Annotated in this window: 12 protein-coding genes and 1 tRNA gene; 7 read left to right on the top strand and 6 right to left on the bottom strand. The window is 71.4% G+C overall.

Translation table 11 applies throughout. From position 1 onward, the window contains the following. Window positions 1-67: 67 nt before the first annotated feature. Both ACWJIO_RS04210 and ACWJIO_RS04205 read left to right on the top strand, forming a co-directional pair. Entirely contained in the window at window positions 68-649 is a 582-nt protein-coding gene (locus ACWJIO_RS04210) for a methylated-DNA--[protein]-cysteine S-methyltransferase (RefSeq protein WP_480311628.1), read from the top strand. A 439-nt stretch (window positions 650-1,088) separates the two neighbouring features. Further along, complete coding sequence (locus ACWJIO_RS04205; RefSeq protein WP_480311626.1) at window positions 1,089-2,267, top strand: THUMP domain-containing class I SAM-dependent RNA methyltransferase; 1,179 nt, start codon at window positions 1,089-1,091, stop codon at window positions 2,265-2,267. Here ACWJIO_RS04205 and ACWJIO_RS04200 read toward each other — a convergent pair. Both ACWJIO_RS04200 and ACWJIO_RS04195 read right to left on the bottom strand, forming a co-directional pair. Next, window positions 2,264-2,668: a phage holin family protein gene (locus ACWJIO_RS04200; RefSeq protein ID WP_193914308.1), complete on the bottom strand. Its 405-nt coding sequence runs from the start codon at window positions 2,666-2,668 to the stop codon at window positions 2,264-2,266. The two genes, ACWJIO_RS04205 and ACWJIO_RS04200, sit on opposite strands and share 4 nt — an antisense overlap. Then, window positions 2,665-3,153, bottom strand: coding sequence for a glycine zipper domain-containing protein (locus ACWJIO_RS04195; RefSeq protein ID WP_480311624.1), 489 nt, complete (start codon window positions 3,151-3,153; stop codon window positions 2,665-2,667). The genes ACWJIO_RS04200 and ACWJIO_RS04195 overlap by 4 nt, the downstream gene beginning before the upstream one ends. A 93-nt stretch (window positions 3,154-3,246) precedes the next feature. Here ACWJIO_RS04195 and smc point away from each other — a divergent pair, with 93 nt between their 5' ends. Together smc and ACWJIO_RS04185 are read left to right on the top strand one after the other, a co-directional pair. Continuing rightward, window positions 3,247-6,858, top strand: a complete 3,612-nt coding sequence (smc, locus tag ACWJIO_RS04190; RefSeq protein WP_480311623.1) for a chromosome segregation protein SMC — start codon at window positions 3,247-3,249, stop codon at window positions 6,856-6,858. Between the two features lie 40 nt (window positions 6,859-6,898). Beyond that, window positions 6,899-7,909, top strand: a complete 1,011-nt coding sequence (locus ACWJIO_RS04185; protein ID WP_480311621.1) for a PRC-barrel domain-containing protein — start codon at window positions 6,899-6,901, stop codon at window positions 7,907-7,909. A 76-nt stretch (window positions 7,910-7,985) separates the two neighbouring features. Here the strand turns inward: ACWJIO_RS04185 and msrB are convergent, their stop codons facing one another. From msrB to ACWJIO_RS04170, 3 genes are all read right to left on the bottom strand, one after another. Then, on the bottom strand, window positions 7,986-8,426 hold the full coding sequence (msrB, locus tag ACWJIO_RS04180; RefSeq protein WP_480311620.1) for a peptide-methionine (R)-S-oxide reductase MsrB: 441 nt from the start codon (window positions 8,424-8,426) through the stop codon (window positions 7,986-7,988). A gap of 26 nt (window positions 8,427-8,452) precedes the next feature. Next, window positions 8,453-9,760, bottom strand: a complete 1,308-nt coding sequence (locus ACWJIO_RS04175) for a glycosyltransferase family protein (protein WP_480311619.1) — start codon at window positions 9,758-9,760, stop codon at window positions 8,453-8,455. 17 nt (window positions 9,761-9,777) lie between these two features. Then, window positions 9,778-9,859 (bottom strand) — tRNA-Leu (locus tag ACWJIO_RS04170). A gap of 160 nt (window positions 9,860-10,019) precedes the next feature. On the opposite strand from ACWJIO_RS04170, the gene accC reads away from it, so the two are divergent. Beyond that, the gene (gene accC, locus ACWJIO_RS04165) at window positions 10,020-11,372 is read left to right on the top strand and encodes an acetyl-CoA carboxylase biotin carboxylase subunit (protein WP_480311618.1); all 1,353 of its coding nucleotides are present in this window, start codon (window positions 10,020-10,022) and stop codon (window positions 11,370-11,372) included. A gap of 7 nt (window positions 11,373-11,379) precedes the next feature. Here the strand turns inward: accC and ACWJIO_RS04160 are convergent, their stop codons facing one another. Beyond that, the gene (locus ACWJIO_RS04160) at window positions 11,380-11,700 is read right to left on the bottom strand and encodes a YggT family protein (RefSeq protein ID WP_480311617.1); all 321 of its coding nucleotides are present in this window, start codon (window positions 11,698-11,700) and stop codon (window positions 11,380-11,382) included. A 91-nt stretch (window positions 11,701-11,791) separates the two neighbouring features. Here ACWJIO_RS04160 and psbX point away from each other — a divergent pair, with 91 nt between their 5' ends. Then, window positions 11,792-11,914: a photosystem II reaction center X protein gene (gene psbX / locus ACWJIO_RS04155; RefSeq protein WP_186698588.1), complete on the top strand. Its 123-nt coding sequence runs from the start codon at window positions 11,792-11,794 to the stop codon at window positions 11,912-11,914. Window positions 11,915-12,002: 88 nt separating this feature from the next. Next, window positions 12,003-12,986 carry a Ycf66 family protein gene (locus tag ACWJIO_RS04150; RefSeq protein ID WP_480311615.1) on the top strand — a complete coding sequence of 328 codons (984 nt, stop codon included), beginning with the start codon at window positions 12,003-12,005 and terminating at the stop codon, window positions 12,984-12,986. The last annotated feature ends 20 nt before the right edge of the window (window positions 12,987-13,006 follow it).

Here is a 13,006-nt window from a genome sequence, read left to right as displayed (position 1 = left end):
ATCTGCCTGGGCCGATCCGCCCCACCAGAGTGGTGACTGGTTGTGCCCGCCGCCGCAGGGCCCCGAGATGGACTCCGACACTGTTCGCTTTCTCCTGCGGCCCTGCTGGCTGGGCTGGATCCTGCTGGCTGCCACGCCGCGGGGCGTTCTGGCCATCGCCCTGGGCGATGGCCCCGAGCTGCTCGCCCAGGACCTGCTGCAGCACCATCCCGGAGCCGAAGCAGTCACCGACGATCCCCTGCTTGAGGCCTGGCTGGCCGGGGTGCTTGCCACCACCGAGGCCCAGGCGGCAGAGGCCGTCCCAGCGCTCCCACCGCTCGATCTGCGCGGCACGCCTTTCCGCCGGCGCGTCTGGCAGGAGCTGGGCCTGATCCCCACCGGCAGCACCGTGAGCTACGCCGAGCTCGCCCGCCGGCTGGGCGCCCCCCAGGCGGTGCGGGCCGTGGCCCAGGCCTGCGGCGCCAACCCGATCGCCCTGGCCATCCCCTGCCACCGCGTGATCGGCAGTGACGGCTCCCTGCGCGGCTACCGCTGGGGCCTCGCCCGTAAACGGGCGCTGCTGGCGTGCGAAACCGTACGAAACGACCCGGAACAACCTGGTGGCACGACACACCTGAGCAAAGCAGCCTGGCCTGCTGATCGGGCCTAGGCCACAGTCGTTGATCAGGCGATGTCCCAGGTCTCGGCCATGGTCAGGTTCGGGCACCAATCCAATGAGCCAGCCAGGAGCCCAGCCCCAGACGCGTAAAAGGGGCCCTTCCAGGCCCCATGGGTCATTTGGGTGATAAGGCTGACCTCACCCCATCTCCCTTAGAGATGTCAGGCGGCCACAGGGGCGGGCTGACGGGAGAAACGAACGATGTTGTTCGCTGTTACGGGTTTGCTCTTACCGAGCAGGCTTCAGTCACCCTCCTTATACCCCGTCGAAACCATTGCAGCCCCCTGATGGATCCGCCCCAGGGACGGAACCCTGAACGGGAATGGAGCTGAGCGGAATCGAACCGCTGTCCGAAGCACTGGTGTGAGCCACCTAGTCCGGCCGAAACCGGACTCAGCCATTGTGGCAGCACCCAAGCGCCGGTGCAGAGGTGGGCATCACCGAACCAGGGGGCGACAGCATCGAGGGCATCGCAGTGGTGCCCCCCGGCCTGGAGGCCCCGGCCGCGGAGGAGCTGATCGCCCTCGGCTGCCGGGCCGTGGCGCCCCTGCGGCGGGCCGTGCGCTTCCGCAGTGACCTGGCCGGCTACTACCGCCTGCACCTGCAGGCCCGGCTGCCCTTCCGGCTGCTGCGCCAGCTGGCCAGCTTTCCCTGCCACGGCCGTGACGACCTCTACGACGGGGTGCAGCGCGCCGTGGACTGGGCCACCTGGCTCCCCCCCAGCGCCAGCTTCCGCGTGGACGTGAGCGGCACCGCCCCGGGCCTGAACCACAGCCACTACAGCGCCCTGCAGGTGAAGAACGCCCTCGTGGACCTGCAGCGCCAGCAGTGGGGCCAGCGCTCCTCGATCGATCTCGAGGCCCCGGACCTCAGCCTGCACCTGCACCTCGGCGGCGGCCTGGCCAGCCTCAGCGTGGATGGCAGCGGCAGCAGCCTGCACCGCCGCGGTTACCGCGCCGCCGTGGGCCTGGCGCCCCTGAAGGAAAACCTGGCCGCCGGCCTGATCGCCCTCACCGGCTGGGATGGCCGCCGCCCCCTGGCCGATCCGCTCTGTGGCAGCGGCACCCTCCTGATCGAAGCGGTGCGGATGGCCCTGGGCCGGGCGCCGGGCCTCGGCCCCAAGGGGGCCCGCTCCTTCGCTCTGGAGCGCTGGCCCGATGCCCAGGGCGCCCTGTGGCAACAGGAGGTGCGGGCCGCCAGCGCCCTGGCCCGCTCCTGCCTGGCGGATCAGCAGCCCCTGGCCCCGGTGCTCGGCCTGGAGCAGGATCCCGCCGTGCTGGCCCAGGCCCAAGACAATGCCGAGGCCGCGGGGGTGGCGCCCTGGATCCGCCTCAGCGGCGGCGACTGCCGCGACTTCATCCCCCCCGAGCAGCCCGGCGTGCTGGTGTGCAACCCCCCCTACGGCGAGCGTCTCGGCCACACCGATGCATTGGAAGGCCTTTACGGCGATCTCGGCCGCATGCTCAAGGAGCGTTGCAGCGGCTGGGATCTGTGGCTGCTGAGCGGCAATCCCGAACTCACCGGGGCCCTGAAGATGAAGGCGAGTCGCCGCATCCCGATCAGCAATGGCGGCATCGACTGCCGCTGGCTGCACTACGCGATCCGCTAGCGGCCCAGCAGGGCCCGGGTGGTCTTGGTGAGGCCGGCGGTGGTCTGGGGCAGGTAGGGGCCCTTGAGCAGACCGCCGCCGATGCGCAGGAACACCCCCGCCAGCACCACATTCAGGCCCGCCATGGCCAGGGCGCTGTGGATCCAGCTGAGCCGCAGCCCTTCGTGCAGCCACAGCAGCAGCGCCAGCTCCGCCCCGATCAGCGACAGCAGCATCAAGGTGAGCCCGCCGCTGAGCAGCAGGGCCCCGGTGATCAGGCGCCGCTTCTCGCTGTCGGCCTCCTGCAGCGCGATGCGCACGTGCAGGTCCATCACCGAGGTCATCAGCGAGCCGATGCGGCCCATGGCCACGCGGGCTCCGCCGTTGCGCCGCTCGCGCTCGCCGAACTGTTCCTCCGTCATGCCGAACGCCGTCCGGAGGAGAGCAGCAGACCCACCAGCACCCCCACCCCGGCGGCGATGCCGACCGCCAGCAGCGGGCGCTCCCGCACCGGCTTCTCCAGCCTTGGCCGCAGGGTGTCGTTGAGGTCGTCAAGCAGGCCTTCGAGCTGCTTCTCCAGGGGCGCCAGGTTGTCGGCCAGACGGCCGGTCTGGGTGCCGGCCACATCCAGCAGCTCCAGCAACTGGCGCCGCACCACGGTGGCGGTACGGCCGGTCTGGGAGGAGATCACCTCAGCCACCTCGTCAAAGCTGCCGCGGGTGGCCTCCAGGGTCTGGCGGGCCACCTGGGGCCACTCCCGCTGAATCGTGGGCATCAGCGCCTCGAAGCGCTCGCGGAAGGTCTCCTGGTGGGCGTCGGACTGGCCTGCCGCCTCGGGCTGCTGCTGGAGAATGGGCTCAGGGGTCTGGGACTCGGAGAGCTGATCCAGCGGTGGGGTGCCGGTCATGGGCGCAGCGGGCCAGTGTTGCCTTCAAGCTAAGGACGGGCTTGTGAAACCGGAACCCTCCGCTACATTTCCCGTGCTCGGCGCACGGGCCTGTTGGTTCACATCAATCAGGTCGAGCTCACCCAGTTCAAGTCGTTCGGCGGATCGATGGCGATCCCGCTCGAAGAGGGCTTCACGGTGGTCACCGGCCCCAACGGCTCCGGCAAGAGCAACATCCTCGATGCGGTGCTGTTCTGCCTCGGCCTGGCCAACAGCCGCGGCATGCGGGCCGAGCGACTGCCCGACCTGATCAACAGCGCCATGCTCAAGGCGGGTCGGGCCGCCGAAACCTCGGTGAGCGTGCGCTTCGACCTGGGCGACTGGCAGCCCGATGGTGCCGAAGACGGCCTCGAGGCCCCCGCCGAGGGCCCCTGGATCCACACCGGCCAGACCAGCTGGACCGTGAGCCGCCGCCTGCGGGTGGCCCCCGGGGGCACCTACGCCAGCAGCTTCAGCGCCGATGGCGTGCCCTGCAACCTGCAGCAGCTGCAGACCCAGCTGCGGCGCCTGCGGGTGGACCCCGAGGGCAGCAACGTGGTGATGCAGGGCGATGTGACCCGCATCGTGTCGATGAGCGCCCGCGACCGGCGCGGCATCATCGACGAGCTGGCCGGCGTGGCGCTATTCGACAGCCGCATCGAGCAGAGCCGCACCAAGCTCGACGACGTGCAGGAGCGCCAGGAGCGCTGCGGCATCGTGCAACAGGAGCTGCTCAGCAGCCGCCAGAAGCTGGAGCGCGACTGCACCCGGGCCCGCACCTATCAGGCCCTGCGCCAGCGGCTGCAGGAGGGGCGGCTGCAGGAGCAGGTGCTGGCGGTGGAGGCCGCCCGCACGGCCCTGCGGCAGCTGGTGAGCCGCCAGCAGGCCCTCACGACCCAGCAGGCCGCCGACCGCCTCGCCATCGCCGAGGCGGAAACCGTGCTGCAGGCGGCGGCCGCCGCCCTGGAGACGCTGCAGGCTGAGGTGAAGGCCCTCGGGGAAGACCAGCTGCTGGCCGTGCAGGCGGAGCTGGCGGGCCTGGAGGCCGGCAGCCGCGAGCTGGCCCGCCAGGCGGACCAGCACCAGCAGCAGGCCGAGGCCCTGCAGCGCCAGCGCCAGGAGCTCAGCCAGCGCCAGGGGGAGCTGCGCCAGCAGCAGCTGCAGCTCGACAGCGCCGCCGACCAGGCCGAGCTGGAGGCCGCCGAGGCCGGCTGCCGCGCCGCCGAAGCCGCCGTGGAGCTCTCGCGCCGCCGCCTCGGCGAGGTGGCCGGCCGCTCCGGCAGCTGGATGGAGGAGCAGAAGCAGCGCAGCCTGCGGCGCCAGGAGCTGGGCGCGGCCAGCAGCCCCCTGGAGGCCGAGCAGCAGCAGCTCAGTGAGCGCCTGCGCCAGAGCCAGGAGCGGCTGGCGGAGCTGGAGGCCCAGCGCCAGCAGGAGGGCAGCACCCAGGTGAGCGCCGAGCAGCAGCTGGACCAGGCCGAAAAGGAGTGGCAGGGGCTCAGCGGCTCGGTGGCCAGCGGCCAGCAACAGCTGCAGGAGCTCGCCGAGGCCTTCGCCCTGCAGCAGCGCACGCGCAGCCGGCTGGAGCAGGAACAGGGCCAGCTGGAGCGGGAGATCGCCCGCCTCGACAGCCGCCGCGACACCCTGCAGGAGAGCCGCGGCACCGGCGCCCTGCGGGTGCTGCTGGAGGCCGGACTGGAGGGTATCCATGGCCCCGTGGCCCAGCTGGGGGAGGTGGAGGAACGCCACCGCACCGCCCTGGAGGTGGCGGCCGGAGGCCGCCTGGCCCAGGTGGTGGTGGACGACGACCGCATCGCCGCCCGGGCGATCGAGCTGCTCAAGCAGCGCCGCGCCGGCCGCCTCACCTTCCTGCCCCTCAACAGGATCCGCGCTGGCGGCAGCCAGGGCAGGGGGGGCAGCGGCTCGGCGGCCCTGCAGCGGGGCGCCACTGCCGGGCCGGGGGGCCTGGTGGGCCGGGCTGTCGACCTGGTGCAGCACGAGCCCGTCTACGCCGAGGTGTTCCGCTACGTGTTCGGCGACACGCTGGTGTTCGCCGACCTGGCCAGCGCCCGCCAGGAACTGGGGCGCTGCCGGGCCGTGACCCTGGAGGGGGAGCTGCTGGAGAAGAGCGGCGCCATGACCGGCGGCAGCCTGCAGCAGCGGGGCAACCAGCTCAGCTTTGGCCGCTCCCAGGAGGGGGACGAGGCCGAGCCCCTGCGCCGGCGGCTGTTGGAGCTGGGCGAAACCCTGCTGGCCTGCCGCCGCCGCGAAGCCGACCTGGCCCGCCAGCTGGAGGAGCAACGCCCCCAGCTGCAGCAGCTGCAACAGCGCCAGGCGGCCCTGGAGGCCGAGCGGCGCAGCACCCGCCAGGCCCTGGCCCCCCAGCTGCAGCGCCAGCAGCAGCTGGAAGAACGGCTCGCTCAACTGCGCCTCAGCCTTGCCGGCGACCAGGGCCGGCTGCAGGAGATCGCCCTGCAGCTGGCGCCCCTGCAGCAGGCCCTTGCATCACTGCAGCAGGAGGAGGCCGGCGCCGTGGCCTCGGGCGATGCCGCCCGCTGGCAGGGGCTGCAGGGGGAGCTCGAGGCCGCCGACCAGGCCCTGGCCGCGGCGCGGCTGCAGCGCGATGGCCTGCTCGCCGCCCGCCGCGAACGGGCCCTGGCCGCCGAGCGCTTGCGCAACCAGCTCGAGGCCCTGGGCAGCGACGAGCAGCGGCTGATCGCCGCGGTCAACGCCCTGGTGGCGGAGAGGGCCGAGTGGAAGGGGCGTCAGCAGGCCGACCAGGAGCGCCGCTCAGCCCTGGAGGTGCGGCAGGCCGAACTGCAGACCCGCTTCGGGGAGCGCCGCCGCGCCCGCGATGCCGCCGAGGCTGAGCTGGCCCGCCAGCGCCAGGCCCTGCAGCAACGCCAGTGGGAGCTGCAGCGGCTGGGCGAGGAGCTCGAGGCCCTGGCCGAGCAGCAGCGCGGCGATGAGCTGCGGCTGCAGCAGCTGGAGCGCCAGCTGCCCGACCCCCTGCCAGAAATCCCCGCTGAGCTGCGGGAGGCCGGCCTGGAGGCCCTGGCCAGGGAGCTGGCCAGCCTGCAGGCGCGCATGGAGGCGCTCGAACCGGTGAACATGCTGGCGATCGAAGAGCTCGAAGCCCTCGAAACCCGCCTGGCCGAGTTGCAGGAGCGGCTGGACGTGCTCAGCAAGGAGCGCGAGGAGCTGCTGCTGCGCATCGAAACCGTGGGCACCCTGCGCCAGGAGGCCTTCCTGGAGGCCTTCACGGCAGTGGATGGCCACTTCCGCGAGATCTTCGCGGAGCTCTCCGATGGCGAGGGCCACCTGCAGCTCGAGAACCCGGAAGCGCCGCTGGAGGGGGGCCTCACCCTGGTGGCCCATCCCAAGGGCAAGGCGGTGCGGCGCCTGGCGGCCATGAGTGGTGGCGAGAAGTCGCTCACCGCCCTGAGCTTCCTGTTCGCCCTGCAGCGCTTCCGGCCCTCGCCCTTCTACGCCCTCGATGAGGTGGACAGCTTCCTCGACGGCGTGAACGTGGAGCGGCTGGCCGGATTGATCGCCCGCCAGGCCGATCAGGCCCAGTTCATGGTGGTGAGCCACCGGCGCCCGATGATCGCCGCGGCCACCCGCACGATCGGCGTCACCCAGGCCCGCGGCGCCCACACCCAGGTGGTGGGCCTGCCCCCCGCCGCCTGAGCATCTGTCAGCGCAGCCTGTGCTGGGTGAGAATGCGCCGATGACGACGACCCCGCCGCCCGGCAGCGACCCCGCCGCCGCCCCCAGCGATCGCCTCTGGCTGCGCTCAGAGCTGATGGGCACCCAGGTGATCACCCGGGACACCGGCCGCCGGCTGGGCGTGGTGGGTGAGGTGGTGGTGGACATCGACCGCCGAGAGGTGATCGCCCTCGGGCTGCGGGACAACCCCTTCACCCGCTTTCTGCCCGGCCTGCCCCGCTGGATGCCCCTGGACCGGATCCGCCAGGTGGGCGACGTGATCCTGGTGGATTCGGCCGATTCCCTGGCCGAGAGCTTCAGCGCCGATCGCTTCAGCAAGGTGATCAACTGCGACGTGGTGACCGAGGCCGGCCAGCAGCTGGGCAAGGTGCTGGGCTTCAGTTTCGACATCGAAACCGGCGAACTCACCACCCTGGTGCTGGGCGCCCTGGGCGTGCCCCTGCTGGGCGAAGGGGTGCTCAGCACCTGGGAACTGCCGGTGGTGGAGGTGGTCAGCAGCGGTCCAGACCGCATCGTGGTCTACGAGGGCGCCGAGGAGAAGCTCAAGCAGCTCGGCACCGGCCTGCTGGAAAAACTGGGCATCGGCGGCAACAGCTGGGAGCAGGAGGAGCGTGATCGCTTCCGCGGCACCATGGTGCCCGTGGAGAACCAGCTGGCCCCCGGCGTGCCCGCCGCCCAGGAGCAGCGCCGCATCCAGCCCGCCGCCAGCCAGGCCTTCGTGCCCGAAGAGGAGCTGGACTACGTGGAAGTGGAGCAGCGCCGGGAGCGAGCCCCCCTGCGCCAGCGCCGCTATCTCGACGAAGACCTGCTCGATTCCGAACCGGAGCGGCGGCCGCCCAGCAGGAGAGAGATCGACCAACCGCTGGATCGCGAGCCCGAACGGCCCCAGGCCCCCTATGAGCGCGATGAGCGCCGCGACCGCACGAATGGAAGCCCCCGGCGCCGGCCGGCCCCGCCCACCAGATCCGAAGTGCTCGACGTGGATGCAGAAGACTTCGACGACCCCTGGTAACCACCCCTGGTAACGCCCCCGTCGAGGGGCCGCCGACCGCTGCGGCCCCTCGACGGGGGCGTCAGTCCTGCTGCAGTCAGTCCGCCTTGAACTCGAGCGAGGCCGAGTTGACGCAGTAGCGCTGGCCCGTGGGGGCAGGCCCGTCATCGAACACGTGCCCCAGGTGGGCATCGCAGTTGGCGCAGCGGATCTCGGCGCGCACCATGCCGTGGCTGCGGTCGATCAGGGTGGTGATCGCGCCGGGCTTCACCCCATCCCAGAAGCTGGGCCAGCCGGTGCCGGAATCGAACTTGCTGGCGCTGCTGAACAGTTCGGCGTCGCAGCAGACGCAGTGGTACGTCCCCTGGCCCTTGTGGTTCCAGTAGGCACCGCTGAAGGGCCGTTCGGTGCCGCCCTGGCGCGCCACCCGGAACTGCTCGGGGGTGAGGCTCTGGCGCCACACCTCCTCACTGGTGGTGCGGGCCAGGCCACTCTCCACGCCGCAGGCGGAGGACTGGGGATCAGGGATGGCCGCCATGGGAACCACGCAAGGGGAGCCCAACCCTAGGAATCGGGCCGGGAGCCCGGCAGCCCCGGCGGCAACAGCTCCAGCACCAGGTCGGCCAGGGAGGCCACGGCCCCGGGGCGACCGCGCAGGCTGATCAGGTCGTCCCGCATCGCCGCCAGCCGCGCCGGGGAGGCCAGCCAGTCGGCGGCCTCGGCGGCGATCTGCGCCGGCGTGATCGGCCCCACCCGTTCAGGCACCACCTGGCGCCCGGCAGCGATGTTCGGGGCGGCCAGGAAGCCGCGCTGACGCAGGCGCCAGAGGCTGAGCAGCATTCCCAGCAGCGGGCGCAGCAACGGCAGCCGTGCCAGCAGCCCCGCCAGCCCATCCCAGGCCTGCATCACACCGAGGTGCTGGGTGGGCACCAGCACCAGCATCGGCACCCCGAGGGCAGCCAGTTCCGCCGTGTTGGCCCCCACCGTGGTGAGCGCCAGGCAGCACTGGCTGAGGCTGGTGTGGGCCGGACTCTGGCGCTCCAGGCGGATGCGGGTGCCGGCGGCCGTGATCAGGGCATCGCCCTCCTGGCTGAGGGCAGGCAGGCCGGCGCGGTAGGCCGCCGCGATCGGATTGGCCTGGCTGGCATGGCGGAGCAGCCCCTCCACGCCGATGGTGGGGGCCATGGGCAGTAGAAAGCGGCAGTCGGGCTGCAGGGCCGCCAGACGATCGGCCGTGTCCAGCAGAAAGGGCACCCCCACCTGCAACTTGGCGGGTTTGGAACCGGGCAGCAGGGCTACCCAGCGGCCCGGCGGCAGGAGGGCGTCGCTGCGGGCACTCTCGGAGAGGTCCGCCATCAGGTCCCCCACCACGGTGCAGCGGGAGCGCCAGCGGCTCGGCAGCCGGGCCGCGGCCCGGGGACCCATGGCGGCGATGCGGTCGTTCCAGCGGGGCCAACGGGCCACCCACTCCGCATAGGTGAGATGGCGGTAGCCCAGGCGGGCCGAGAGCAGCACGCTCCAGAACTGATCCCCCCCCAGAAACACCACCACTCCCTGACGGGGCCAGGGGCCGAAGCGCCGGGGCCGCAGCAGCAGGCTCCAGAAGCGGCGTGCCGGCAGCGTGCGCTCGAACAGTCCCCAGCTGGCCGCGGCCCGGTGCTCCGTGCCGGTGCCATTGGGACAGGGCACCAGCACCAGGTGCAGCGCGCAGGCAGGCTGCGAGCCAGCGGCCCCCAGGCCCAGGCGTCGGTGCAGGTGCTGGGCCAGGGGCCTCACCCAGGTGCTCAGCTCACCGGGGCCGTTGCTGACCAGCACGATGGCAGCGGCAGCGGCCCCGGGGAACGTGAAGGTCGCCGCAGTGGCCCTGGCCACAGGCAGGAGAAGAACAATGCGGATGGCGAGACTTGAACTCGCAAGGCCGAAGCCACACGCCCCTCAAACGTGCGTGTCTACCAATTCCACCACATCCGCTTGATGCATCGGTTGGGCGAGGCCCATCCCGGTGCTGCGACGAGCCGGACCGGCCCATCGGCCCAGCACAATACCTAACGCTCTGCCCCCTTCCCGCCAGGGACGCAGCAGTGAGCGCTGATACAGTCCGCCCTGGCCTGTACCAGCTGAGCTGCGGCGGATGTCCATCGGCAAAGTGCTGATCGCGAACCGCGGCGAGATCGCCCTCCGCATCCTGCGCAGCTGTCGGGAACTCGGCATTGCCACCGTGGCGGTGTACAGCACCGTGGACCGCAATGCCCTGCACGTTCAGCTGGCCGATGAGGCCGTGTGCGTGGGCGAGGCGCCGAGTTCGAAGAGCTACCTGAACATTCCGAACATCCTGGCGGCCGCCACCTCCCGCGGCGCCGATGCCATCCATCCCGGCTACGGCTTCCTGGCCGAGAACGACCGCTTCGCCGAGATCTGCGCCGACCACGGGCTCACCTTTGTGGGCCCCTCTCCTGAGGCGATCCGCTCGATGGGCGACAAGTCCACCGCCAAGATCACCATGCAGGGGGTGGGGGTGCCCACCATCCCCGGCAGTGAGGGGCTGCTTGAGCACCCCCGCCAGGCGGCCGAGCTGGCCGAGGCCATGGGCTATCCGGTGATGATCAAGGCCACCGCCGGTGGCGGCGGCCGCGGCATGCGCCTGGTGCCGAGCGCCGACCAGCTCGAGAGCCTGTTCAAGGCCGCCCAGGGGGAAGCGGAGGCCGCCTTCGGCAATCCGGGCCTCTACATGGAGAAATTCATCGACCGCCCCCGCCACGTGGAGGTGCAGGTGCTGGCCGATCGCCACGGCAACGTGGTGCACCTGGGGGAGCGGGACTGCTCGATCCAGCGGCGCCACCAGAAACTGCTGGAGGAGTCGCCCAGTGTGGCGATCGATGCCGAGCTGCGCCGTGAGATGGGGGAGGCGGCTGTGAACGCAGCTCGCAGCATCGGCTACGAGGGGGCCGGCACGGTGGAGTTCCTGGTGGATCGCTCCGGGCGGTTCTATTTCATGGAGATGAACACCCGCATCCAGGTGGAACACCCCGTCACCGAGGTGGTGACCGGCGTGGATCTGATCGCCGAGCAGCTGCGCATCGCCGGCGGCGAACCGATCTCCGTGAGACAGGAGGAGATCTGTCTGCGGGGTCACGCCATCGAGGTGCGCATCAACGCCGAGGACCCCCGCCAGAACTTCCGCCCCGCCCCTGGGCGGATCACCGGCTGGCTACCCCCCGGGGGCCCCGGCGTGCGGGTCGACAGCCACGTGTACACCGGCTACGAGATCCCCCCCTTCTACGACTCCCTGATCGGCAAGCTGATCGTGTGGGGAGTGGACCGCGACCATGCCCTGAGGCGCCTCCACCGGGCCCTTTCAGAGTGCGCCGTCACCGGCATCCCCACCACGATCGAGTTTCACCTGCAGCTGCTGGAGCGCCCCGAGTTCCAGAGCGGCGACGTCCACACCAAGTTCGTGGAGCAGGAAATGCTGCCCATGGTCTGAGACCCGCTCAGGCCACGGCACTGGCATGGCGCATCACCTGGGTCAGCACCCCCTGCTGGCCGACCAGCAGCTCCCGCACCAGGCTGATCAGGCCCACCCACACCACCGGCGTCACGTCCACACCGCCGATCGGCTGGATCAGACGCCTGGTGGCCGCCAGCAGCGGTTCGGTGGGGGCCCCGATCAGCCGCATCGCCCCCTGGCTGAGGTCCACCTGCGGATACCAGGTGAGCACGATGCGGAACAGGAACAGCAGCGTCCAGAGCGCCAGCAACAGGCCCAGCAGCAGGTGGGCCCAGGCCAGGGGGGAAGCGGGGAAGGCCGTCACAAAGCTCTAAGCCGTGGTGGGTTGAGCGTAGGAACTTGCGGTCACTGCTTAGGATTCCGCCACGCCCGAAGCCATTGCCCGGCCCCGCCCCATGACCCCTTCCCTCGCCAACTTCCTGAGCAGCCTCGCCTGGGGCGCGGTGATCGTGGTGGTGCCCATCTCGATCGCCCTGGTGCTGATCAGCCAGACCGACCAGGTGGATCGTCGCTCCTGAACCCCGCCCGGTCCAACAGGATGCCCCAGTGGAGGGCCTGATCCTGGCCAACTGCCTAGAGTGATGCGCAGCACCAGGGTGAGACTTCGTGGTCAATGCCAGCCTGAACTGGGCCAGCATCGTCGGCATCGTGCTGGCGGTGGGTGGTGCGCTGCTCTATTTCATGCGCAGCTTCAAGCCTGCCCTCGCTCGCGACTACGACGTGTTCTTCGCGGCCGTGGGCCTGCTCTGCGGCGGCATCCTCTTCTTCCAGGGCTGGCGGCTGGATCCGATCCTGCAGTTCGGCCAGTTCCTGCTGGCCGGCACCACGGTGTTCTTCGCCTACGAAAGCGTGCGGCTCCGGGGCGTGACCACCGAACAGGCCCGCCGCTCCTCCTACTTCGACGAGGACGAGCCGCCGGTGCCGGCCGGGCCCTTCCGTCCCCGCATGGGAGGTCGTCCCTGGGACGACGCTGACACCGACCGCTTCGATGAACCGGAACCGGTGCGCCGCCGCATCCCCAACCGGGACGCTGACGACGACCTCTACAAAATGCGCCGCTCCAGCCGGGCGGCCATCCCCGAACGGGCTGCCAGCCGCCGCGGTGACAGCCCCCGTTCCGAGGGGCCCCGCTCCGAAGGCCCCCGCTCCGAAGGCCCCCGCTCCGAGGGGCCCCGCTCAGAAGCCGAGGCCTGGGACACCCGAGAGCCCGCTGGCGAGCGCAGCCGCTACAGCGCCGGCGGCGGCAGACCTGCCGCCGATTTCGGTGCCCGCCGCCGCGATCGCGACGCCATGAGTGAGCCCCGGCGCGGCTCCCGGCCCGTGCCCACCACCGACCCCTCCCTGCGCTCCAGCCGTCGGCCCGCCGCCGGGGGGCCCAGCCCCGTCGCAACGGCCGCGCCGGAGAGACCGGGCATGCCGCAGGGATCGCCGATCCGCTCCACCGGCACCGCCGCCGGGCCGGCCTCCAGTGACATCAGCGACGCTGACTTCAGCCCGATGCGTTCCCGTCAGGCCCCGCCGGCGGGGCCCAGGCCAGGCGCGCCCCAGGACTCCAGACCGCGGGACAACGTCTCCCGGTTTGACGACTGACTCCCTCCCGAAACCATCCT

This window comes from Paraciimarium castrense LEGE 11436 (assembly GCF_056633055.1).
The sequence above is the reverse complement of the archived record's forward strand: the minus strand, read 5'-3'. Positions and strand labels throughout refer to the sequence as shown.